Origin of the sequence: Marinobacter sp., from assembly GCF_041984545.1 — a bacterium.
GTDB lineage: Bacteria > Pseudomonadota > Gammaproteobacteria > Pseudomonadales > Oleiphilaceae > Marinobacter.
Genome location: NZ_JBHIXV010000022.1, coordinates 1 through 22,519, shown reverse-complemented (window position 1 = coordinate 22,519; position 22,519 = coordinate 1). Strand labels below are relative to the sequence as shown.

At 60.1% G+C, this 22,519-nt stretch carries 19 protein-coding genes and 1 pseudogene; 16 read left to right on the top strand and 4 right to left on the bottom strand.

Annotated features, from left to right (window positions below):
- Nucleotides 1-10 precede the first annotated feature (10 nt).
- Nucleotides 11-1,465, bottom strand: a complete 1,455-nt coding sequence (gene dnaA / locus ACFC20_RS11535; RefSeq protein WP_375193144.1) for a chromosomal replication initiator protein DnaA — start codon at nt 1,463-1,465, stop codon at nt 11-13.
- Nucleotides 1,466-2,109: 644 nt separating this feature from the next.
- Between dnaA and rpmH the strand changes: the two genes are divergently transcribed.
- The 5 genes from rpmH to mnmE all read left to right on the top strand — a co-directional run bounded on the left by rpmH (nt 2,110) and on the right by mnmE (nt 6,123).
- Nucleotides 2,110-2,244, top strand: coding sequence for a 50S ribosomal protein L34 (gene rpmH / locus ACFC20_RS11530; RefSeq protein ID WP_008940054.1), 135 nt, complete (start codon nt 2,110-2,112; stop codon nt 2,242-2,244).
- Between the two features lie 15 nt (nt 2,245-2,259).
- Entirely contained in the window at nt 2,260-2,667 is a 408-nt protein-coding gene (gene rnpA / locus ACFC20_RS11525; RefSeq protein WP_375193143.1) for a ribonuclease P protein component, read from the top strand.
- Nucleotides 2,667-2,960 (top strand): membrane protein insertion efficiency factor YidD, encoded by a 294-nt coding sequence (yidD, locus tag ACFC20_RS11520; RefSeq protein ID WP_375193142.1) that lies wholly within the window; start codon nt 2,667-2,669, stop codon nt 2,958-2,960. The genes rnpA and yidD overlap by 1 nt, the downstream gene beginning before the upstream one ends.
- Nucleotides 2,961-2,964: 4 nt before the next feature.
- Nucleotides 2,965-4,680 (top strand): membrane protein insertase YidC, encoded by a 1,716-nt coding sequence (gene yidC / locus ACFC20_RS11515; RefSeq protein ID WP_375193141.1) that lies wholly within the window; start codon nt 2,965-2,967, stop codon nt 4,678-4,680.
- A 72-nt stretch (nt 4,681-4,752) separates the two neighbouring features.
- Nucleotides 4,753-6,123 carry a tRNA uridine-5-carboxymethylaminomethyl(34) synthesis GTPase MnmE gene (gene mnmE, locus ACFC20_RS11510; protein ID WP_375193140.1) on the top strand — a complete coding sequence of 457 codons (1,371 nt, stop codon included), beginning with the start codon at nt 4,753-4,755 and terminating at the stop codon, nt 6,121-6,123.
- A gap of 23 nt (nt 6,124-6,146) precedes the next feature.
- On the opposite strand, the gene thpD is transcribed toward mnmE, so the two are convergent.
- Entirely contained in the window at nt 6,147-7,082 is a 936-nt protein-coding gene (thpD, locus tag ACFC20_RS11505) for an ectoine hydroxylase (protein WP_375193139.1), read from the bottom strand.
- Nucleotides 7,083-7,264: 182 nt separating this feature from the next.
- A complete protein-coding gene (locus ACFC20_RS11500; protein WP_375193138.1) occupies nt 7,265-9,085 on the bottom strand; it encodes an acyl-CoA dehydrogenase C-terminal domain-containing protein in 1,821 nt (606 codons plus the stop codon).
- Between the two features lie 272 nt (nt 9,086-9,357).
- On the opposite strand from ACFC20_RS11500, the gene ACFC20_RS11495 reads away from it, so the two are divergent.
- The 3 genes from ACFC20_RS11495 to ACFC20_RS11485 are packed head-to-tail and all read left to right on the top strand — an operon-like array spanning nt 9,358 to nt 14,210.
- Nucleotides 9,358-9,918 (top strand): DUF3833 domain-containing protein, encoded by a 561-nt coding sequence (locus tag ACFC20_RS11495; RefSeq protein ID WP_091989187.1) that lies wholly within the window; start codon nt 9,358-9,360, stop codon nt 9,916-9,918.
- 47 nt (nt 9,919-9,965) lie between these two features.
- Nucleotides 9,966-11,060, top strand: coding sequence for an efflux RND transporter periplasmic adaptor subunit (locus tag ACFC20_RS11490; protein WP_375193137.1), 1,095 nt, complete (start codon nt 9,966-9,968; stop codon nt 11,058-11,060).
- A 3-nt stretch (nt 11,061-11,063) separates the two neighbouring features.
- Nucleotides 11,064-14,210, top strand: a complete 3,147-nt coding sequence (locus tag ACFC20_RS11485; RefSeq protein WP_375193136.1) for an efflux RND transporter permease subunit — start codon at nt 11,064-11,066, stop codon at nt 14,208-14,210.
- Between the two features lie 17 nt (nt 14,211-14,227).
- On the opposite strand, the gene ACFC20_RS11480 is transcribed toward ACFC20_RS11485, so the two are convergent.
- Nucleotides 14,228-15,493, bottom strand: a complete 1,266-nt coding sequence (locus tag ACFC20_RS11480) for an EAL domain-containing protein (RefSeq protein WP_375193135.1) — start codon at nt 15,491-15,493, stop codon at nt 14,228-14,230.
- A 628-nt stretch (nt 15,494-16,121) separates the two neighbouring features.
- On the opposite strand from ACFC20_RS11480, the gene mnmG reads away from it, so the two are divergent.
- The 8 genes and pseudogenes from mnmG to ACFC20_RS11440 form a co-directional block, all read left to right on the top strand.
- On the top strand, nt 16,122-18,008 hold the full coding sequence (gene mnmG / locus ACFC20_RS11475; protein WP_375193134.1) for a tRNA uridine-5-carboxymethylaminomethyl(34) synthesis enzyme MnmG: 1,887 nt from the start codon (nt 16,122-16,124) through the stop codon (nt 18,006-18,008).
- A gap of 9 nt (nt 18,009-18,017) precedes the next feature.
- Nucleotides 18,018-18,662 (top strand): 16S rRNA (guanine(527)-N(7))-methyltransferase RsmG, encoded by a 645-nt coding sequence (rsmG, locus tag ACFC20_RS11470; protein WP_375193133.1) that lies wholly within the window; start codon nt 18,018-18,020, stop codon nt 18,660-18,662.
- 21 nt (nt 18,663-18,683) lie between these two features.
- Nucleotides 18,684-19,478, top strand: coding sequence for a ParA family protein (locus tag ACFC20_RS11465; protein ID WP_091989170.1), 795 nt, complete (start codon nt 18,684-18,686; stop codon nt 19,476-19,478).
- Between the two features lie 60 nt (nt 19,479-19,538).
- On the top strand, nt 19,539-20,414 hold the full coding sequence (locus tag ACFC20_RS11460) for a ParB/RepB/Spo0J family partition protein (protein ID WP_375193132.1): 876 nt from the start codon (nt 19,539-19,541) through the stop codon (nt 20,412-20,414).
- Nucleotides 20,415-20,698: 284 nt separating this feature from the next.
- Nucleotides 20,699-21,100 carry an ATP synthase subunit I gene (locus ACFC20_RS11455; RefSeq protein ID WP_375193131.1) on the top strand — a complete coding sequence of 134 codons (402 nt, stop codon included), beginning with the start codon at nt 20,699-20,701 and terminating at the stop codon, nt 21,098-21,100.
- A gap of 19 nt (nt 21,101-21,119) precedes the next feature.
- Nucleotides 21,120-21,992, top strand: coding sequence for a F0F1 ATP synthase subunit A (atpB, locus tag ACFC20_RS11450; RefSeq protein ID WP_091989162.1), 873 nt, complete (start codon nt 21,120-21,122; stop codon nt 21,990-21,992).
- Nucleotides 21,993-22,066: 74 nt separating this feature from the next.
- Entirely contained in the window at nt 22,067-22,324 is a 258-nt protein-coding gene (gene atpE, locus ACFC20_RS11445; RefSeq protein WP_012138088.1) for a F0F1 ATP synthase subunit C, read from the top strand.
- Nucleotides 22,325-22,392: 68 nt separating this feature from the next.
- Nucleotides 22,393-22,519: pseudogene (locus tag ACFC20_RS11440) on the top strand (F0F1 ATP synthase subunit B); the annotation flags it as partial.

The window sequence follows — 22,519 nt, the reverse complement described above, 5'->3', positions numbered from 1 at the left end:
ACGCCCGGCATCAGGTGGTCAGCAACCTCATAAAATTCTGATAATCCTCGCGGATGCTGGGGTCAGTCTCCTGCAACTCCACGATCTTCTTACAGGCATGCAACACGGTGGTGTGGTCCCGACCGCCAAACGCGTCACCGATTTCCGGCAGGCTGTGGTTGGTCAGTTCCTTCGACAACGCCATCGCCACCTGGCGCGGTCGGGTTACGGTACGGGTCCGACGCTTGGACAACAGATCCGCCACCTTGATCTTGTAGTACTCCGCCACCGTGCGCTGAATGTTGTCGATACTGACCTGCTTTTCGTGCAATGCCAGCAAATCCTTCAGGCTTTCCCGGATGAACGGCGGGGTGATCTCGGAACCGGTGAAGTGAGCATTCGCTATCACCAGACGCAGCGCGCCTTCGAGTTCTCGAACGTTCGATCGTATTTTCTGGGCAATAAAAAACGCCGCTTCGCTGCTGAGTTTCACATTCGCCTGGTCGGCTTTTTTCATCAGGATGGCAACCCGGGTTTCCAGTTCCGGCGGTTCTACCATCACTGTCAGCCCCCAGCCAAACCGGGACTTGAGCCGCTCCTCCATGTCCACGATCTCTTTCGGGAACCGGTCGCAGGTCACAATCACCTGCTGGCCGCCTTCGAGCAGGGCGTTGAAGGTGTGGAAAAACTCTTCCTGGGAGCGTTCCTTTCGGGCAAAGAACTGAATATCGTCAATCAGCAGGGCATCCACCGACCGGTAATACCGTTTGAACTCGTTGATCGCGTTCAACTGCAGCGCCTTGACCATATCAGCCACAAAGCGCTCAGACCGCAGATAGGCGACTTTCGCCCGGGGATTGCGGCGCACGATCTCGTTGCCAATGGCGTGCATCAGGTGGGTTTTACCCAGGCCCACACCACCGTACAGGAACAGCGGGTTGTAGGCGCCGCCGGGATTTTCCGCAACCTGCATGGACGCGGCCCGGGCCAGCTGGTTGGATTTGCCCTCAACGAAGGTCTCAAAGGTAAAACCTTCGTTCAGAAAGCTCTGGTGCTTGATGTCCCCTTCCACCTGAACGGGCCGCCGGTCAGCGCTGCTCTTGGGTTTGATCGAGGCAGGTCCCGCCACCGTTGCGGCGACCCCTTTCTCTTCCTCGGTTACCTGGCTGCCGGTCTCTTCGTGAACCTGTCCATTAACCCGGGCCGGCGCTTCCGAGCGCTCGACGGGTTCACTTTCCCTCGGGGCAGAGCCCACCTTCATATTCACTCGAGGTGCCTGTCCGCCGTTCAGGTCCTTGAGGACTTCCTCTATACGACGCAGGTATTTCTCGTTCACCCAGTCCATGACGAACCGGTTGGGCGCGAACAGCATCAGCTGGCCCTCCCGGTGATCGGATTGCAATGGCCTTAACCAGGTATTGAACTGTTGTGCGGGAAACTCATCCCTAAGAACTTCAAGACATTGATGCCACATACTGTTCGGCACGACAGCCTGCTCCCGATAATCCAGAAATGTCTCCCCGGACAAGGGGCGTCCTGTCCTGTGAGATGACCCCGAATTCTAACCCGCCGGGCCCGCCAGTGAAAGAGTCAAACCGCGTTAATAAACAGCCTGTGGAAATTTTAAAATATAGTTTTCAATACTTTGCGAACTTACCTACAGGGTTGTGTACAGAAAAAATGTTGCACCAGAGTTACTCACAAGCCCCTGTGTGCAGCCAGGGGTCAACCCTGTTGGCAAACACTGGACCCAACCCTGAATAACTCGCCCCGGGATCACAGACCCGACTTTTTCACATTTCGCCCCGGCTTCGTCCACAGAGCTCACGGCCAGTTTTCAAAGCACCTGTCAACGGCTCAAGATTCTGTTATTCAGACGTTTTTCCTGGTTACCCACAGAAACAGGCTGTGCTAATAACAGTAATAATTAATCCTTAAAAGAATTCTAAAAAGACCTACAACATTTATTAGCGGCCTGCCTGTTCCGGCCATCCGATCGCCTCCGCAAAACCCCCTACCGATAGCCATTGAATTCCCACCGGTATTTGCATAGAATGCCGCTCCTGTTTTGGCTGTACATTTTCCGGCCAGCAACCGAACACCCAACTGACGAATTGTGAGATCATCACCATGAAAAGAACGTTTCAACCTAGTGTCCTGAAGCGTAAGCGCGTTCACGGTTTCCGTGCCCGTATGGCCACTGCCAACGGTCGCAAGGTCCTGTCCCGTCGCCGTGCCAAGGGCCGCGCACGTCTGTCTGCATAAGACCAGCGTGCCTTTATGAAGGCTTTGAGTTTCCCGAAATCGCACCGGCTACTGCGACCTGCTGATTACGGCAAAGTCTTCAACAATGTGGAACTGAAGGTTCCACACCGGAATTTTCTGGTCCTGGCAACGCCCAATACTCTCGGCCACGCCAGGATCGGTCTGATTTTTTCACGGAAGAACCTGAAACTTGCGGTCCAGAGAAACCGCATCAAGCGCCACATCCGGGAAAGCTTCAGGCATCAGACCGATTTGCCAGCCCTTGATATCGTAGTCCTCGGACGACAGGGTCTCGCCGCTCTGGGTAACCCCGCCATCCGGACATCAGTCGACGATCTCTGGCGCCGACTCAGGAAAAAACACGCCCAGACAAAACCATCCGCTACGGCTTCCTCCCAGGGTGCCAGTCGAGGAACGGGGTAATGCGCAAGCTGCTGCTTCTGCCCATTCGCGTCTACCAGTATGCGATCAGTCCCCTGATGGCCAGTCATTGCCGCCACTACCCAACCTGTTCCCAATACGCGATTGAGGCCATCAACCAGCACGGTGCGGCGAAAGGATTGTTGCTGGCAATCCGCCGTCTGTTAAGGTGTCATCCTTGGGCCCAGGGTGGCTACGATCCGGTGCCCGGCACCGGGACATCAGAACAGCACCAGGCCGGGACTCACTGCGGGCATACCGACCACTCTTACACAACAACCCAGACCAGACAGTAACTCTATGGATATTCAACGCATCGTATTATTTGGCGGCCTGGCTATTGTCAGTTATCTGATGGTGCTCGCCTGGAATGAGGACTACCACCAGCAGCCACAAACCGCCCAGGTAACCGAATCGGTACAGGCCCAATCAGGCGCCGATAACGGCGCGACAGATGATATGGTGCTCCCGGAGGGCAACACCGGGCAGGCCAGCCAGACAGAGGAATTCAGTACCCCTGAATCCGGCCAGACGCTGGCGGCGTCCGAGCCCTCTGAAACCGAGGTTGAGGATCAATACATCCAGGTCACCACCGATGTGTTCGATCTCGTGATTGACCGGGTCAGTGGCGATCTGGTCCGGGCGCAACTGCTCAACTACGACAAGACCCTGGACAGCGAGGCACCACTGACGCTTCTGAACAATACCCAGAACCGTCTGTACGTGCTGGAAAGTGGATTGATTGGCCGGGATGGCCCCGATAGCCGGAACAGCGGCTCGGCACCGGTGTACGAAAGCGCCTCGACCAGCTACACCCTGGCCGACGGCAAAAACCAGCTTCAGGTGGACCTGACGTTCACCACCGAATCCGGTGTCAAGATCACCAAGCGCTACCAGTTTGAGCGCAACAGCTACGAGATTGACGTTCGCTACCTGGTAGACAACCAGTCCGGTCAGCCCTGGCAGGCCAACTTTACCGGCAAGATCGTGCGGGACCAGTCACCGGATCCCACCTCCCAGGCGAGCATGGGTATCCAGGCATTCCTTGGCCTGGTCATCAGCTCTCCGGAGGATCCCTACGAAAAGTTTGATTTCAGTGATCTGCAGGAAACCCGCATCAACCAGTCGATCACCAACGGCTGGCTGGCCTTCCTGCAGCACTACTTCCTGTCGGCCTGGGTGCCGGAGCGGGATGTCCCGGCCCAGTTCCAGACCACCCGTCGTGGCTCCAACTACGTGATGGGCTTTGTCTATCCTGCGACCACTGTGGCCCCCGGCGAAACCGCGGAAGTGGGTGCCCGAGCTTACGTCGGACCGAAAATCATTGATCGCCTCGAGAACATGGCCCCCAATCTCGACCGTACCGTTGACTTTGGCTGGCTGTTCTTCATTTCCCTGCCATTGTTCATCATTCTTGAGTGGTTCCACAGTCTGGTGGGCAACTGGGGCGTCGCCATCATCCTGTTGACGGTTCTGGTCAAGGGCGTGTTTTTCCACCTCTCGGCCACCAGCTATCGCTCCATGGCACGAATGCGTGCGGTTGCTCCCCAACTGACCCGCCTCAAGGAGCTCTACGGCGATGATCGTCAGCGCATGTCCCAGGAAATGATGGCGCTGTACAAGCGGGAGAAAATCAATCCGCTGGGTGGCTGTCTGCCGATCCTTGTGCAGATGCCGGTGTTCATCGCCCTGTACTGGGTACTGTTCGAAAGCGTGCAGTTGCGCCATGCGCCATTCATGCTGTGGATCAACGACCTGTCCCAGATGGATCCGTACTTCATCCTGCCGATCCTGATGGGCGCCAGCATGTTCCTGCAGATGAGCCTGAACCCGACGCCGCCGGATCCCATGCAGGCCAAAATCATGAAGTTGATGCCGCTGATCTTCACGGTCTTCTTCCTCTGGTTCCCGGCCGGTCTGGTACTGTACTGGCTGGTGAATAACATTCTGTCGATCGCCCAGCAGTGGTACATTACCCGCAAGATCGAGACAGAAATGGCCGGCAAGAAACACTGACACCCGTCAGTTCGCCGACCTGACAGAGGCTCCGCTACGGAGCCTTTGTGCTTTTCAGACGGTGGAAAAACCATGAGCCAGACTTCAGACACCATTGTTGCCATTGCCACCGCGCCGGGTCAGGCCGGTGTTGGCATTGTGCGCGTCTCCGGCCCCAGGGCCGGCGTCATTGCCAGCCGCATGCTCGGTTTCACACCCAAACCCCGCTACGCCCATTACGGCCCGTTCCTGGACCAGCAGGGTGAACTGATCGACGAGGGCATCGGGCTGTTTTTCCCAAACCCACACTCGTTCACCGGCGAGGATGTGTTCGAGCTGCAGGGCCATGGCGGCACCGTAATCCTCGATCTGCTACTGCGGGAAGTCTGTGCCCAGGGGGCGCGGCTGGCCAGGCCGGGGGAGTTCTCGGAGCGGGCCTTCCTGAACGACAAGCTGGATCTGGCCCAGGCCGAAGCCATTGCCGACCTGATTGAAAGCAGCTCTGAACAGGCCGCGCGCTGCGCCGTGCGTTCCATGCAAGGGGTGTTCTCCCGTCAGATCGATGAGCTGGTGCAGGCGGTTACCCATTTGCGGATCTATGTGGAGGCCGCTATCGATTTTCCGGAGGAGGAAATCGATTTTCTGGCGGACGGCAAGGTGGCCAGCGATCTTCAGGACCTGCTGGCACGGCTCGACCGGATCCTGGGCGAAGCCCAGCAGGGCACCATTCTTCGGGACGGCATGAAGGTGGTGATTGCCGGCCGCCCCAATGCCGGCAAGTCCAGCCTGCTCAACGCCCTGGCCGGGCGTGAAGCGGCCATCGTCACTGCCATCGAGGGCACCACCCGGGACGTGCTGCGGGAGCACATCCACATTGACGGTATGCCCCTGCACATCATTGATACCGCCGGTTTGCGTGACAGTCCGGACGAAGTGGAACAGATCGGTATTGCCCGGGCCTGGGAGGAAATCCGCCAGGCCGACCGCATTCTCCTGATGGTGGACGCCACCACTACGGACCGCACCGAGCCCCACGAAATCTGGCCGGATTTCATCGACCGGCTACCGGCCAATGCCCCGGTTACCGTGATCCGTAACAAGGTGGATCTGTCCGGTGAAGCGGTGGGTATCACCGCCGAGCCCGGTCAGAGCGCGCCGGTGATCCGACTGGCCGCCAAATCCGCCGAAGGCCTGGAGATTCTCCGGGACCATCTGAAGCAGTGCATGGGGTTTGCCAGCACCACCGAGGGTGGCTTTCTGGCCCGGCGGCGGCACCTGGATGCCCTGGAGCGCGCCCGGTCGTCTCTGCTCCAGGGCCAGGATCAGCTTGAGGGTTTTGGTGCCGGCGAGCTTCTCGCCGAGGACCTGCGGGCAGCCCAGGACGCCCTGGGTGAGATCACTGGCCACCTGACGCCGGACGAACTCCTGGGCAAGATCTTCAGCAGTTTCTGCATCGGCAAGTAGGGCTTGCCGGCAACGTGCCGGTTTCAGCCGGTTTTGCGTGTATCCCTGGAGTCGTTCGGTGCCAGCGCGCGGGTGTTGGTCCGGTTGCCCAGGAAATCCGGGCGAGGTTTGTTGCCGCAGTAGGGCGCTTCCAGTTGATTTTCCACACTGTTATAGACGAAGAACAGGTTGCTCCGGGGCCAGGGTGACATGTTCGCATTCGAGGCGTGCAGTGTGTTGCACTCAAAGATGATCAGCGAACCGGCGGGCCCGGTAGGCGCCTTGATGCCGTTGCGGTCCACCAGCGCTGCCAGATCCTGTTCGTTGGGAACGCCCAGTTCCTGTTTTTTCAGGGATGATTGATAGTTGTCCTCCGGCGTGCGGCCAACGCAGGGGACAAAGGTCTTGTGGGAACCGGGGATCAGCATCAGCGGGCCGTTGAACGGGGTGTTATCGGTCAGGGCGATGGAAAAGCTGACAGCGCGCATGCGGGGCATACCGTCCTCGGCGTGCCAGGTCTCGAAATCCGAGTGCCAGTCAAAGCCCTTGCCATGGAACCCGGGTTTGAAGTTGATGCGGGATTGGTGGATGTAGGCGTCGCTGCCCAGCAACTGGCGCACCATGGCCAGAATTTTCGGGTCCCGCGTCAGCTGGTCAAACCGGTCAGACAGCTCGTGAATGCCGAAGATTGAACGGATTTCCTGCTTTCCCGGCTCGGTGATGGTGCCTTCCGAACGCAGGATGCTGTCATCTTCCTCGTAGGCGCGCAGATCCTCGCGAAACCGGCGAACAGTGGACGGGTCGAGAAATCGGTTGAAGACCAGGAAACCGTCGCGCTCGTATTGGGCCAGTTCGGTTTCACTCAAAGGTCCGTCGGTACGGTCCTTGCCGGTGCTGTGGACAACGGGATCCAGGCGTTCAAAGTTTGGGGTGGGGCGCTCGAGGCGGGTCGGGTAAAAGTCGTCAGTACGAGTATCCATATTCGAACCTCCTTCTTTTATTGTCGAAAGCCTGTCTGCTTGTTCCGTTTCCTTATTTAACTCATATAGTTAATGTCTTTTTCAAAGAAGCCTGCGAAAAAGTAAGGGCGCGTCCCGGGTTTTCAAGGGCAAAAAAATCCCGGGCCGCGCCCGGGATCGGAAAGCACCGGAAAACGGGGCGTTTAACCGGTGAAGGCCAGATCGTCGGCATCCAGCTGCATCAGGTTCTTGCTGGGGCTGAGCATGCTGGAGGCATGGCTTTGGGCACGGGGCAGTAACCGCTCGAAGTAGAACTCTGTGGTAGCCAGCTTGGCCTGGTAGAAGCTCTCCGAGTCAGCGCCGCCGTGGTCCAGTTTATCGACCGCCACCGCGGCCTGGCGCAGCCAGATGTAGGCCATGGTCACGTAGCCGCTGTACATCAGGAAGTCGTAGGCAGCGGAACTGACCACATCACGATCCTTGCGGGCCGCCAGCATCAGGCGCACGGTCAGCAGGTTCCACTGGCCGGTCAGCTTGAGCAGCTCCAGGGCCCAGGGCCGCAGCCGCTTGTCGGTCAGGTGCTTGCGGGCAAAGTTGGCAATCTTGAAGGTGAACTCCCGAACCGCCCCGCCCTGGGTCATCAACAGCACCTTGCGCCCCAGCAGATCCAGAGCCTGAATGCCGGTGGTGCCCTCGTACAGGGTGGCAATCCGGGTATCCCGGACGATCTGCTCCATGCCGTGTTCGCGGATATAGCCGTGGCCGCCGAACACCTGAACGCCCAGGTTGGCCGCCTCGTAACCCAGCTCGGTCAGGAAGCCCTTGAGGATCGGCGTGAGGAAGCCCAGTTTGTCGTCGTACTTTTCTGCCTTTTGCTCGTCGCCTTCAGTAAAGCCTTCCACCATGTGGTCGGCCAGCCGCGCGGCGTAATAGAGCATGGCCCGGCCGCCCTCGGCGATGGCCTTCTGGGTCAGCAGCATGCGGCGCACGTCGGCGTGGTGGATCAGGCTGTCGGCCACCTGATCCGGTTCCTTCTTGCCGGAGAGCGCCCGCATGGAGCGGCGATCCTTGGCGTAAGCGAGTGCCCACTGATAGGACAGCTCGGCGGGTCCGACACCCTGGATGGCGGTGCCGATGCGGGCCGTATTCATGAAGGTGAACATGCAGTTCAGGCCTTCGTTTTCCGGGCCGATCAGGTGGCCGGTGGCACCGTCGAAGTTCATGACACAGGTGGCCGACGCCTTGATGCCCATTTTCTTTTCCAGGCTGCCACAGACCACGGCGTTGCGTTCGCCGACGCCTCCATTCTCGCCCGGGAGGTATTTCGGCACGATGAACAGGCTGATGCCGCGGGTGCCCCTGGGGGCGTCCGGCAAACGGGCCAGTACGATGTGCACGATGTTCTCGGTCAGATCGTGGTCGCCCGAAGAAATGAAGATCTTGGTGCCGGTGAGCTTGTAGCTGCCGTCGGCCTGGGGTTCGGCTTTGGTTTTCACCTGGCCCAGGTCGGTACCGCACTGGGGTTCGGTCAGACACATGGTGCCCGCCCAGCGGCCTTCGGTCAGCGGCGGCAGGTAGGTCTGTTTCTGTTCGTCGGAGCCGTGCAGAAAAATGGTGTTCATGGCACCCAGGGACAGTCCCGGGTACATGGAGAATGGCCAGTTGGCGGTGCCCATCATTTCCTGCTTGAACAACCCCATGGATGCCGGCAGACCCTGACCACCGAATTCCTCCGGTGCCGAGAGGCCCTGCCAGCCACCGATGGCGTATTGCTCATAGGCTTCCCGGTAACCTTCCGGGGTGCTGACCTCGCCGTTTTCAAGCTTGCAGCCCTCTTCGTCGCCGGTCAGGTACAGTGGGCTCAGAACTTCCTCACAGAATTTCCCGCACTCGGCCAGAATGGCGTCCACAATATCCGGCGTGGCGTTCTCGCCGCTGGCCAGGGTGGCGTAATGGCCCGGATAATCGAACACCTCATTGAGCAGAAATTTCATGTCGCGCAGGGGCGCCTTGTAAACGGGCATGGCGGATTCCTCTCTTACACGTTGATCTGATGCCTGAATGGCGTGCTGGCCGCATCTTGATGGCCTCGCTTGTCTTCTGTTTTACGCCAATCCCCGGCCACTGCCATTGACGAAAACCGCCGGCACGGATGTCAGAATGGACAATTGGCCGAAATGACGGTTTTGCCGTCGGGCGGCTACGGCCACGGAATGATCGGCGAACCTTCCGCGGGCGTATCACTGAACGCCTGCCTGCAACCCATCCGGAAACCCGAGCAAGGAGTGTAAAAGTCATGCAAAGCCTGATCTCCCTGGTATCGAAAAACGCGGCCACCCCTATACTGTGGGTAGCGTTGTCGGCACTGCTGCTGGGCGGCTGTGCCAGCCCTTCCCTTGAGGATTACGCAGATCGCACGCCCACACTGGTTCCCGAGCAGTTCTTTGACGGCGAACTTTCCGCCCGCGGTGTGGTCAAGAATTTCTCCGGCGAAGTGATCCGCACCTTCGACGCCGACATCACGGCGTCCTGGAATGACGAGGGTGTGGGCACGCTGGACGAGGTATTTCGCTTCAACGACGGCGAAGTCCAGACCCGGGTCTGGACCCTGACCCCGAGCGACGAGGGCTATCGTGCCAACGCCGGTGACGTTGTGGAGCCGGGTACCATGCGCTGGCGCGGCAATGCGATCCACATGAACTACGTGCTCCGGGTGGCCTATGGTGATGGCACCCTGGATGTGCGAATGGACGACTGGATGTACCTGATTACGCCGGACACCCTGATCAACGAGACCACCATGAGCAAGTGGGGGATTGATGTGGGCGAGGTGGTGCTGGTGATCCAGAAAAAATGACAGCGAACAATTCGACAGACTGAGACGGCGAACAATCGGGAAAAGCTATGTGGAAACAGTGTGTGATTGCGTTGGTGCTGGTGGCCGTTGCCGTGGGTGGTGCCCTGATGTACCGCAATCTCGACGGCGATGGCCAGGCCATGAGCGCCCGGGAGCGGCCTGCCAGCGCGGTCAACACGGTGCTTCCCACCCGCGAGACGGTACGGGATGTGGTCAAGGCGGTGGGCAGTCTGCAGGCCCTGAATGCGGTGGAACTGACCTCCGAGGTCAGTGGTCGGGTGGTCCGGCTGAACCTCGAGGCTGGCAAGCGGGTTAACGAGGGAGAGGTGCTGCTGCAACTGGATGATCGCCAGGCCCGTGCCGACCTGCAGGTCATCGAGGCCCAGCTCTCTGATGCCCGCCGGCAACTGGAGCGGGCACAGAGGCTGCGCTCCAACAACAGCATTTCCCAGTCCCAGGTGGATGAACTCAGAACCGCTGTGGATGTGGCCGAGGCCCAGCGTCAGGCGGCCCGGGTGCGGCTGGAGAATCATCGCATCCAGGCGCCGTTTTCCGGTGTGGTGGGGCTCAGTGATATCAGCGTCGGCGCCTACGTAACCGCTGGTACCACGGTGACCACGCTGGATACCACCGACCGCATGGAGCTGGGTTTTGCCATTCCCGAGCGTTTTCTGGGGGCGGTTTCCCTGGGCCAGGCGGTAACCGGCACCTCACCGGCCTACCCCGACCAGGCCTTCTCGGGCGAACTGGTAGAGCTGGGTTCCCGGGTCAGTGAACTGAGCCGGTCGCTGCCGGTTCGCGCCCTGATCGACAATCCCGACGGACTGCTCAGGCCCGGTCAGTTCATGTCGGCCACCCTGACCCTGCGCAAGCGCGAAGCCCTGGTGATACCGGAGCAGGCGGTGATGGTGCGCGGTGATGAACAATACGTGTTTGTAGCGGACGACGGCACCGCCCGTCGAACTTCTGTAACTCTCGGCTCGCGCATGCCGGGTCTGGTGGAGGTGGCGAGCGGACTGGGGCCGGAGGATCCGGTGATTGTCACCGGTCAGGACCGTCTCAGCAGTGGCGATCGAATCCGGATTCTGGACGATGCCAACGCCATTCCTGATAACCGGTTTGTTACTGCGCGGGAGCTGTAATCCGTGATTCTCTCCGATGTTTCCATAAAGCGACCGGTGTTCGCCACTGTCCTCAGCCTGCTGATTGTGGTGTTCGGACTGGCAGCGCTGCTGGGCCTGCCGGTGCGGGAATACCCGGACATCGATCCGCCGGTGGTCTCCATCTCCACGGATTACACCGGCGCGGCGGCGGAAGTGGTGGATACCCAGATTACCCAGGTAATCGAAGGGGCCATCAGTGGTATCGAGGGTATCCGGTCGATCGAATCCTCCACCGAACAGGGCGAATCCCGCACCAGTATCGAATTCAACACCTCCCGGGATGTGGATATCGCCGCCAACGACGTGCGCGATGCGGTATCGCGGGTGGCGAACCAGTTGCCGGAGGAAGCCGATCCGCCGGTGGTTCAGAAGGCGGATTCGGATGCCCGGCCGATGATGTGGATAACTCTGCGCAGTGACGTCTGGGACAGCGCGGAGTTGAGTGACTTCGCCGACCGGGTGCTGGCGGACCGGCTTTCCGTGCTGGACGGCGTGGCCAGTGTGCGGATTGGCGGTGAGCGTCGCTACGCCATCCGGGTCTGGCTCGACCGGGAGCGCCTGGCCGCCCGGGACATCACCGTGGCCGAGGTGGAACGGGCCCTGCGTGCCAACAACATTGAACTGCCCGCCGGCTCAGTGGATTCTTCCACCCGCAATTTCACGGTTCGCGCCGAGGGCCGACTGTCCAACGTGGAAGAGTTCCGCCAGCTGGTGATTCGCAGGAACGGCAACGACCTCCTGCGCCTGGGCGAAGTGGCCAATGTCCAGATGGGGGTGGAGTCGGACGTCAGCCGCCTGCGGGCCAACGGGCAGACCGCCATCGGCATGGGTATCATCCGCCAGTCCAAGGCCAACACCGTGGCGGTTTCGGACGCCGTTCGGGCGGAGCTGGATAACATTCGTGAAACCCTGCCCCCGGAAGTCACCATTGCCGAGAGCTACGACGAGTCGATCTTTATCCGGGCCTCCATCAAGGAGGTGGTGACCACCCTGACCATTGCCGTATCACTGGTAATCCTGGTGATCTTTCTGTTCCTGCGCTCCTGGCGGGCGACCCTGATTCCTGCGGTGACCATTCCGGTGGCGGTGATCGGCGCCTTTATCGGCCTGGGTTTCCTGGGCTTTTCCATCAACGTGCTCACCCTGCTGGCGGTCATCCTGGCCATCGGGCTGGTGGTGGACGACGCCATCGTGATGTTGGAAAACATCCAGCGCCGCATCGACGAAGGCGAACCGCCACTGCTGGCCTCCTACCGCGGCGCCAAGCAGGTGGCGTTTGCGGTTATCGCCACCACCCTCACCCTGGTGGCGGTGTTTGTGCCCATTTCGTTCATGGGTGGCAACATCGGTCGCCTGTTCGCGGAGTTCGGTTTTACCCTGGCGGCGGCCGTGGTGGTGTCCAGCCTGGTGGCCCTGACCCTGGCGCCAATGCTGTGTTCCAAGTGGCTGAAACACAGTCCGGAATCGGCGGAAGGTCACCGGTTGTGGGCCGCCAGCGAGCAAGTGCTGAACGGACTCGCCAGCGGTTACCGTCGGCTGTTGCAGTTTTCCCTGAACCAGCCCGGTCTGCTGCTGGGCCTTGGCCTGGTGGGCCTGGTAATCGCGGTCGTGGTCTACCCGAAGCTGCCCCAGGAGCTGGCACCGACCGAAGACCGGGCGGTGATCATCATGCCCACCAGCGCCCCGCGCGGCTCCACCGTGGAATACACCGATCACTACGTGCGCCAGGTCGAGGAAACGCTACTGCCCTATCTGGATCAGGGCATTGCCAACCGGTTGCTGTCCATCGTCGGCTTTCGCGATGAGGAGGACAACGCGTTCCTGATCATGGGCCTGGTGCCCTGGGAAGAGCGGGACATCAAGCAGCAGGAAGTCACCAGCCAGATTCGTCAGAAACTGTCCGATGTCTCCGGTATCCGCACCGTGGCCGTGAATCCGCCGGGTCTCGGCCAGCGAGGCTTCAGTCAGGCCGTGGAGTTTGTGATTGCCGGCCCGGACTACGAATCGGTGCAGGCCTGGAGCGAGGAAATCGTGCAGCGGGCCCGGGAAAACCCCAATTTGCAGAACCTCGACACCGATTTCGAACTGACTCGGCCGGAGCTGCGGGTGAACATTGATCGCGAGCGGGCCGCGGATCTGGACATCACCATCGAGGATGTCGGCCTGACACTCCAGACCATGCTGGCCTCCCGCCAGGTCACCACCTACATCGACCGGGGCCGGGAATACGATGTGATCGTGCAGGCCGAGGATGCCAACCGGGCAACTCCGGAGGATCTGGAGCAGATTTTCCTGCGGCCCCGGGAAGGCGGCCGCCTGATTCCGCTCAAGGCGCTGGTATCGGTTCGTGAAATCGGCGCCAATCCGGATCTCAGGCGCATCGACCGACTGCCTGCGGTGGTGATCAGCGCCTCCCTGGCCGATGGCTACGACCTGGGCTCAGCACTGACTTACCTGAACAACCTGGCGGTGGATAACCTGCCCCCGGAGGCCCGGGTCAGCTACAAGGGCCTGAGCCGGGAATTCCAGGAATCCTCGGCCGCCATCTACGTGACCTTCGCCCTGGCGTTTGTCATCGTGTTCCTGGTGCTCGCCGCCCAGTTCGAGAGCTGGATCCACCCGTTGATCATCATGCTCTCGGTACCCCTGGCGGTGACCGGTGCCCTGCTGGCATTGTGGTGGGCCGGTATCAGCCTGAACATATACAGCCAGATCGGGATCATCATGCTGTTGGGCCTGATGGCCAAGAACGGGATTCTGATCGTGGAATTCGCCAACCAGCTCCGGGACCGGGGCTATGAGGTGCGGGATGCCATCCTCGAAGGCGCCTGCCTGCGGTTCCGACCGGTGTTGATGACTACCATTTCCACCATTTTTGGCGCGGTACCGCTGGTCATCGCCACCGGTGCCGGTGCCGAGAGTCGCGCCGCTATTGGCATGGTGATCCTGGGCGGCCTGATTTTCGCGACCACCCTGACCCTGTTCATCATTCCGGTGCTCTACAACCTGCTGGCCCGTTTTGCCAAGTCCACCAACGCGGTGGAGAAGGAACTGGAGCGTCAGGCGGCGGGTACCGCCGGTGGCACCGGGGTCGCCGCCGCGCCTCAACGTCGCGCCGATGACTTCTGAGCCCGCCCAGGGCGGGTTCAGAGTGTTGCCGGGAACGTGATTTTGCCGCCAAACACCTCATCGGGGTGGATATCCACACAGAACACCCGCTGCCCCGGCAGCATGGTAGACAGCGTGATGGTACGTTTGGCGTCCGGAAGGGCCACGTAGGGCCGGCAACTGCTGATGCTCTGCGGCCGCTCGAGGGCATTGCGGAAATATTCCCGATGCGACCAGCAGGCGCCTGCGGAGTGGTAGAGGGGGTTGAACCGGCCACGCTGAAGGTCCGGGTTTGCCCGGGCCAGATTGCCTTGCTGAATGCCCCGGCTGTCGAGCAGGAAACAACGTTTCACGCCGTCCACCTCCAGCAGCCGGCGACAGGCGGTATCGAACGGCAGCTCGCGGCTGAGGGAATGGCAGGCTTCGAGGATCTCGAAACGCAACAGTCTCAGGTAGCCTTCCCGATCGCGGACATCCTGTAACGACCACTCGCTGGAATCCGCGACAACAGTGCGCAGCCGATGCTCGGTCAGCTCCTGGGAATGTTCTTCAAGCACCGAAGGTCGGGCCAGCAGAAAGCCCTGCAGCAGATCCGCCTCGGTTTCCAGGGCGATACGCGCCTGGGTGTGGTTCTCGATACCTTCCAACAGGACCAGGCTACCGCTTTCCCGGATCATCTTCACCAGGCTTTCCAGCAGCATGCGCGCACGGCTGTGACTCTCGGCGTTTACCAGCAGGCTGCGATCGAGCTTCACGATCAGTGGGTTGATGCGCCAGAGCCGCTCGAAATTCGAGTCCCCCATGCCGAAATCATCAATGGCAATCTGGAAACCGCAGGTTTTGGCCTTGTCGATAAATTCCAGCAGTGCGGCCGGGTCGTCGGAAGCGCTTTCCACCAGCTCCAGCACCACTTTCTCCGGATGAATGCCGCTCTGCTGGCACTGGCTGGCCAGCCGTTCCAGCGATGCCTCCGGATGAATACAGGTGGCCGGATTGATGTTCAGGAACAACCAGACCGGCTGGCCGCTGGCGGCAAAGTTATCCAGGTGCAGCTGTAGCAGGTGGCGGTCCAGAGCGGGCGTCTGGCCGTGGGCTTCGGCCTGTTCGAACAGGGCCAGCGGCGAAACCGCCTCGCCGTTTTGATGCACGCGGACCAGTGCCTCGTAACCCACCAGCTTCTGGTGCGTGGGGCTCAGAATAGGCTGGTACACGGAACTGAAGTCGTGGCTGTGGATAATGTCCGGAACGGGCGAATTGCCGTCTGGCCTGGAGCTGCGACGGGAGAGTCGGACTACGCTGCTCATGGTCAGGAACCTTTCTACTGCTTGTGCGGTTAAAGCCTTCCTGGCCGTACGTGATGCTGGTGTGCAGACGAAACACACTGCGAATTTCGTACCAACCAGGGGACAGGGCTAGTGGCAGCAAGGGGCAGAGGGCGCGTGGAACGACTTGCCCGGCCAGACCCCGATTACTTTTGCACCGATTGAGGGCAGAAGTACGGGGCAAAGGGTGAATCTGTGCACCGGATCGGCGCCAACCCCCGAATCCGGCCTACGGCAGCCACAATCTGTGGATAATTACTGGGAAAACCTCCGGAAAGACGCTGGATGAAATTTCAGGATTATATATAAAACAATTAGTTATGGTCTTTAAAGGGGGTCTGTGGGCTACCGCTGACGTGTGGATAACTTTCTTGAAAAGTTTTCTGAGAAGAGTCAGCCAAGCCTCTGAAAAAGCATAAATTTCGGTTTTCACTTATCCAGTACAGGCGGTTAAACCGGGCCATGGGACGATCGGGCGCTGTGGCCGGCTTTCAAGTTCTGCTTCCTCTGGTTAAAATTTGTGCATTCCCACTGCAATTTGCCGGGTGAGGCGTTATACTCGCCGCCCTGTTTTTGCCCCTTATTTTCAGCCCGATGTTCGAGGTGAACCGTGGATTTTCCGACCCGTTTTGATGTCATTGTCATTGGTGGTGGCCATGCCGGCACCGAAGCCGCCCTGGCGGCTGCGCGCATGGGTTCCCAGACCCTGCTGCTGACCCACAACATTGAGACACTGGGCCAGATGTCCTGCAACCCGGCCATCGGCGGCATTGGCAAGAGTCACCTGGTGAAGGAAATCGATGCCCTGGGCGGCGCCATGGCCGAGGCCACCGACAGGGCCGGAATCCAGTTCCGGGTGTTGAACAGTCGCAAGGGCCCGGCGGTGCGCGCCACCCGTGCCCAGGCTGACCGGGTGCTGTACAAGGCGGCAATCCGGCATACCCTGGAGAACCAGCCCAACCTGACCCTGTTCCAGCAGGCGGCGGACGATCTGATTGTGGAAAACGATCAGGTGACCGGCGTGGTGACCCAGACTGGTATCCGCTTCAATGCGAAAACGGTGGTGCTGACCACCGGCACCTTCCTGGGCGGCGTTATCCACATCGGCATGCAGCACCATTCCGGCGGTCGTGCCGGTGATGCCCCGGCGAACGCCCTGGCCAAACGCCTTCGGGAGTTGCCCTTCAATGTCGGCCGGCTGAAAACCGGTACGCCACCGCGTATTGATGCCCGCTCGGTGGATTTCTCGGTGATGCAGCAACAGTGGGGCGACGACCCCACCCCGGTGATGTCGTTCATCGGCAGCCGGGACCAGCACCCGGAACAGATCTGCTGTTACGTGACCCGCACCACCGAGCAGACCCACGACATCATCCGCAGTGGCTTTGACCGCTCACCCATGTTTGCCGGCAACATCGAAGGGGTTGGTCCCCGCTATTGCCCGTCCATCGAGGACAAGGTCAACCGGTTTGCCGACAAGGACTCGCACCAGATTTTCGTGGAGCCCGAGGGCCTGACCACCAACGAACTTTATCCGAACGGTATTTCCACCAGTCTGCCGTTTGATATCCAGCTGGCAGCGGTGCGCTCGATTCCGGGTTTTGAGAACGCCCATATTACCCGGCCGGGCTACGCCATCGAGTACGACTTCCTGAATCCCCAGGACCTGCGCCACACCCTGGAAACCAAGTTCATACAGGGGCTGTATTTTGCCGGTCAGATCAACGGCACCACCGGCTACGAAGAAGCCGGCGCCCAGGGCCTGTTGGCGGGCATCAATGCAGCCCTGCGGGCGCAGGAGAAAGACGAGTGGTACCCGCGCCGGGACGAGGCCTACCTGGGCGTGCTGGTGGACGATCTGATCACCATGGGCACCTCCGAGCCCTACCGCATGTTCACCAGCCGCGCCGAGTACCGGCTGATCCTGCGGGAGGACAACGCCGACCTGCGCCTGACCGAGACCGGCCGGAAGCTGGGCCTGGTCAACGATGACCGCTGGCAGAAGTTCAACGCCAAGCGTGAGGCGATCGCTACCGAACGCAGCCGCCTGGAATCCACTCGCATCCATCCGAACACCGACGCGGGTGAGCGGGCCAATGGTTTCCTGAAACAGCCGATGACCCGTGACCAGTCACTGGCCGAGCTGCTGCGCCGTCCGGAAATCGCCTATGGCCACATCGCCGAGATCGGCGCCGAGCAGGCCGGCGACCCGGTGGTGGCGGATCAGGTGGAGATCGAGATCAAGTACGAGGGCTATATCTCGCGCCAGACGGATGAGATCGAGCGTCTGCGCCGGAACGAGAACACTGCCCTGCCGGTGGACCTGGACTACGACGTGATCGGCGGGCTGTCGAACGAGATCAAGCAGAAACTCAAGACCGTACGCCCGGAAACCGTGGCCCAGGCTTCCCGCATCCAGGGTGTGACCCCGGCGGCGGTGAGCCAGATCCTTGTGCACCTGAAAAAGCGCGACCTGTTGCGCAAGCAGTCGGCCTGAGCGCCGGCCATGAACAACGCGCAATGGCAGGACCAGCTCAGCACGGGGCTCGCAATAATGGGGCTGGACCTGGGTGACGACCAGCAGAAGCGGCTACTGGCGTTCCTGGGTCTGCTCAACAAGTGGAACCGTGCCTACAACCTGACCGCGGTGCGTGATGAAAGCCAGATGGTGTCCCGGCAGCTGCTCGACAGCCTGAGCATCCTGCCCTGGGTAACCACCGATCACCTGCTGGATGTGGGTGCCGGAGGCGGCCTGCCCGGGATTCCCCTGGCCATTACGCTGCCGGGCCGCCAGTTCACCCTGCTTGACAGCAACGGCAAGAAAACCCGCTTTCTCAACCAGTGCGTTCTCGAGCTGGGCCTCGATAATGTCCAGGTGATCCACGGCCGGGCCGAGGATTGCACACCCTCCCGCCCGTTCAGCCAGATCAGCAGCCGCGCCTTTACCGCCCTGGAAAATCTGGTGCACTGGTGCGACGGTCTGCTGGCAAATGGCGGCGAGTTCCTTGCCATGAAAGGCCAGTTTCCGGATGATGAAGTGGCTGCCCTTCCGGCCGGCTGGCAGGTAAAATCCAGCCACTCCCTGGAGGTCCCCGGCGCCGACGGCGAACGCCATCTGCTGGTGGTTGCCCGGGCAGCCGATTCCCGCTAATACCGAACAAGGAGGCACGACATGGCGCGCGTGATTGCAGTGACCAATCAGAAAGGCGGTGTGGGTAAAACCACCACCTGCGTCAATCTTGCTGCCTCCCTGGCCGCTACCAAACGCCGGGTACTGCTGGTGGACATGGACCCCCAGGGCAACGCCACCATGGGCAGCGGTGTCGACAAAAACAGCCTGGAGCTGTCTGGCTACGACATGCTGACCAAGCGCGCCAGTGCCGCCGAAACGATCATTCTGGCGGAGGCCTCGGGTTTCGATATCCTGCCGGCCAACGGTGACCTGACTGCCGCGGAAGTGGAACTGATGAACGAGATCGGGCGCGAGCACCGCCTGCGCCTGGCCCTGAACACGGTTCGTGACAACTACGACTACATCCTGATCGATTGCCCGCCGTCCCTGAACCTTCTGACCGTCAATGCGCTGTCTGCGGCCGATGCCGTGCTTATTCCCATGCAGTGCGAGTACTACGCCCTGGAAGGGCTGGCGGCGTTGATGAACACGGTGGAGCAGATCCAGGAAACAGTAAACCCGAACCTGCAGGTGGAAGGCATCCTGCGCACCATGTACGACCCCCGCAACAGCCTGACCCTGGATGTCTCTGGCCAGCTCAGCGAGTATTTTGGTGACAAGGTGTACCGGGCGGTGATCCCCCGTAATGTGCGATTGGCCGAGGCGCCAAGCTACGGCGTTCCGGCCCTGGTGTACGACCGCGCCTCCAAGGGCGCCATTGCTTACCTGGCCCTGGCCGGTGAGATGGTGCGCCGCCACGGTTCAAAAAAGACATCCGCGCCGGTGGCGGTGTAACATACCGCCCTGTCACTCACTTAAGTACAACGATTTTCAACGGGAAGAATGACTGACACCATGGCGGCGAAAAAACGAGGATTGGGTGAACGCGGACTGGGCGCTCTGCTGGCGGGCTCCAAGGTCAATCTGGACCAGGAGCTGAAGGATCACGACGGCGAGCTCCGCGAAGTCCCCATCGATCTCATCCAGCGTGGCCGCTACCAGCCCCGTCGTGATATGGACCCGGCGGCGCTGCAGGAGCTGGCCGATTCGATTCGCCAGCAGGGTGTGATGCAACCGGTGGTGGTGCGTCCCATCAGTGAGGGCCGCTACGAGCTGATCGCCGGTGAGCGCCGCTGGCGGGCGACCCAGATGGCCGAGCTTGACCGGATTCCCGCCATCATCCGCGATGTGCCCGATGAAGCCGCCATCGCCATGGCGCTGATTGAAAACATCCAGCGGGAAAACCTGAACCCCATCGAGGAAGCCTTTGCCCTGCAGCGGCTGCAGGATGAATTTGGCCTCACCCAGGCCCAGGTGGCTGAAGCGGTGGGCAAGTCCCGCACCACCATCACCAATCTGCTGCGGTTGATCGGGCTGTCCGAGGACGTCCGGATCATGCTTGAGCACGGTGACCTGGAAATGGGCCACGGTCGCGCCATGCTCACCCTGCCGCCGGAGCTGCAGATGCAGGTGGCCAAACAGGTGGTGGCCAAATCGTTGTCGGTGCGTCAGACCGAGGCGCTGGTGCGTCGGGTGCAGCAGGAGACGCCCGACCGCAAGTCCGGTAGCAAGGCCGCCCTGGACCCCAATATCCGCGCACTCCAGGACGACCTTGCCGAGCGGCTCGGCGCCCGGGTTTCCATTGATCACGGCCAGCGGGGCAAGGGCAAGCTGGTGATCGAATACAGTTCCCTGGACGAACTGGACGGTATCCTGGGCCATATCAAGTAACCGTCTACCTGCATTGGTCGACGTTCGATCCGCCGTCCGGCCCCCTACGAAAGTTCGTATTTGTCGGCACACACAACATGTAGTGTTGAAAAATTGAACGCGTGTCTATTTGTGTCGAAAACGGCCGAACGCCCTTCATAACGCCCGCCTCGGGCCCGTCGCCGGTGCCCGGTTTTGTTGATTCGTGCACATTGAACACATATAATCTGCGGCGCTCGTATCGGTGTATTTGCTTACTTTTTAAACTGCATCGTATATAAAGGCACCGTACTCCCGGAACGAACATGACGAAGGCTAGCTCAGGCGGTATTGGTCGGCCGCCCATCGCACGGTGGTTTGCAGTTGAGAGTGTGATGCTGGTCTTCGCAAGCCTGGCGTTTCTCCTGTTCCGAGGCCAGGTGTCCGGTTATTCAGCGCTGTTGGGCGGACTTATTTTTCTGATCCCCCACGGTTACTTTGCGCTCAAGGCATTCCGCTACTCCGGCGCGCGGTCTGCCAAAAAGATCATGAGTTCTTTTTACCAGGGTGAGGCCGGCAAGCTCATCCTGTGCGCCATCGGTTTCACGGTGGTGTTCAAATGGATTCAGCCGATCGATGTGTCGGCACTTTTTCTAACATTTGCGATCATGCTGGTCACCAACTGGTTGACACCGCTCCTGGCGGGCAGCAATACGCAGCAAAGCTAACTGGACCTGGGAAACCGTTATGGCAGGAAGTGCATCCGAATATATCCAGCATCACCTCCAGAACCTCACCTACGGTAAACTGCCGGCGGGCTACGAGCGTGCCGACGGAACCGTAATCGAAGAATCCACCTGGACGCTCGCGCGGACTTCTGCCGAAGCCTCCGACATGGGCTTCTGGGCCCTGCACATCGATTCTCTGGGCTGGGCGGTTGCGCTCGGTGTCCTGTTCCTGTTTCTGTTCCGCATGGCCGCCAAGAAAGCCACGTCCGGGCAGCCCGGTGGCTTGCAGAACTTTGTGGAAGTCATGGTCGAGTTTGTCGACAACAGCGTGAAAGAGACCTTTCACGGTCGTAACAAGGTGATCGCGCCGCTGTCACTGACCATTTTCTGCTGGGTATTCCTGATGAACCTGATGGACCTGGTGCCGGTGGACTTCCTGCCCCAGCTGTTCCATCTGATGGGCCTCGAGTACATGAAGGTAGTACCGACCACCGACGTGAACGTCACCCTGGGCATGTCCCTGTCGGTCTTCTTCCTGATCATCTACTACAGCCTGAAGGTCAAGGGCGTGGGTGGCTTCCTGGGTGAACTCACCCTGCACCCCTTCTCTTCCGACAACCTGTTCCTGAAGATCCTTCTTGTTCCGGTGAACCTGCTGCTCGAGGGCGTGAGCCTGATCGCCAAGCCGATCTCACTGGCACTGCGTCTGTTTGGTAACCTGTACGCCGGCGAGCTGATCTTCATCCTGATTGCACTGCTGCCGCTGTGGGCACAGTGGACGCTGTCTGTCCCCTGGGCGATTTTCCACATTCTGGTTATCACCCTGCAGGCATTCATCTTTATGATGTTGACGATCGTGTACCTGAGCATGGCTCACGAAGACAGTCACTGATCGGACACCATTAAGCCGTAGTTCTAAACCCTAAACCCTTAAACTGAAAAACCTAACTGAAACTGGGAGTTATCATGGAAACTGTAGTTGGAATGACCGCGATTGCCGTTGCACTGCTGATTGGCCTGGGTGCCCTGGGTACTGCGATTGGCTTTGGTATCCTCGGTGGCAAGTTCCTGGAAGGCGCTGCGCGTCAGCCGGAAATGACCCCGATGCTGCAGGTTAAAATGTTCATCGTTGCAGGTCTGCTGGACGCCGTAACCATGATCGGTGTTGGTATCGCTCTGTTCTTCACTTTCGCCAACCCGTTTGTCGGCCAGATCGCCGGTTAATCGAGTCGCCAGCCGGGGGCTTTTCCCCGGTCAGATGATTCTTAACAAAACAGGCGAGAGGTGAAGACGTGAACATTAATTTGACGATGATTGGTCAAGCCATCGCGTTCTTTATCTTTGTCGTCTTCTGCATGAAGTACGTGTGGCCGCCGATCATGGCCGCACTGCAGGAGCGTCAAAAGAAGATCGCTGACG

Excerpts from the sequence above, each read along its gene's own strand:
- ACFC20_RS11460 (WP_375193132.1), top strand. The coding sequence starts at position 19,539 with ATGGCGGCGAAAAAACGAGGATTGGGTGAACGCGGACTGGGCGCTCTG.
- ACFC20_RS11455 (WP_375193131.1), top strand. The coding sequence starts at position 20,699 with ATGACGAAGGCTAGCTCAGGCGGTATTGGTCGGCCGCCCATCGCACGG.
- thpD (WP_375193139.1), bottom strand. The coding sequence starts at position 7,082 with ATGGATACTCGTACTGACGACTTTTACCCGACCCGCCTCGAGCGCCCC.
- ACFC20_RS11495 (WP_091989187.1), top strand. The coding sequence starts at position 9,358 with ATGCAAAGCCTGATCTCCCTGGTATCGAAAAACGCGGCCACCCCTATA.
- rpmH (WP_008940054.1), top strand. The coding sequence starts at position 2,110 with ATGAAAAGAACGTTTCAACCTAGTGTCCTGAAGCGTAAGCGCGTTCAC.
- atpE (WP_012138088.1), top strand. The coding sequence starts at position 22,067 with ATGGAAACTGTAGTTGGAATGACCGCGATTGCCGTTGCACTGCTGATT.
- rsmG (WP_375193133.1), top strand. The coding sequence starts at position 18,018 with ATGAACAACGCGCAATGGCAGGACCAGCTCAGCACGGGGCTCGCAATA.
- atpB (WP_091989162.1), top strand. The coding sequence starts at position 21,120 with ATGGCAGGAAGTGCATCCGAATATATCCAGCATCACCTCCAGAACCTC.
- ACFC20_RS11500 (WP_375193138.1), bottom strand. The coding sequence starts at position 9,085 with ATGCCCGTTTACAAGGCGCCCCTGCGCGACATGAAATTTCTGCTCAAT.
- mnmE (WP_375193140.1), top strand. The coding sequence starts at position 4,753 with ATGAGCCAGACTTCAGACACCATTGTTGCCATTGCCACCGCGCCGGGT.
- yidD (WP_375193142.1), top strand. The coding sequence starts at position 2,667 with ATGCGCAAGCTGCTGCTTCTGCCCATTCGCGTCTACCAGTATGCGATC.
- ACFC20_RS11480 (WP_375193135.1), bottom strand. The coding sequence starts at position 15,493 with ATGAGCAGCGTAGTCCGACTCTCCCGTCGCAGCTCCAGGCCAGACGGC.
- ACFC20_RS11465 (WP_091989170.1), top strand. The coding sequence starts at position 18,684 with ATGGCGCGCGTGATTGCAGTGACCAATCAGAAAGGCGGTGTGGGTAAA.
- yidC (WP_375193141.1), top strand. The coding sequence starts at position 2,965 with ATGGATATTCAACGCATCGTATTATTTGGCGGCCTGGCTATTGTCAGT.
- rnpA (WP_375193143.1), top strand. The coding sequence starts at position 2,260 with ATGAAGGCTTTGAGTTTCCCGAAATCGCACCGGCTACTGCGACCTGCT.
- ACFC20_RS11490 (WP_375193137.1), top strand. The coding sequence starts at position 9,966 with ATGTGGAAACAGTGTGTGATTGCGTTGGTGCTGGTGGCCGTTGCCGTG.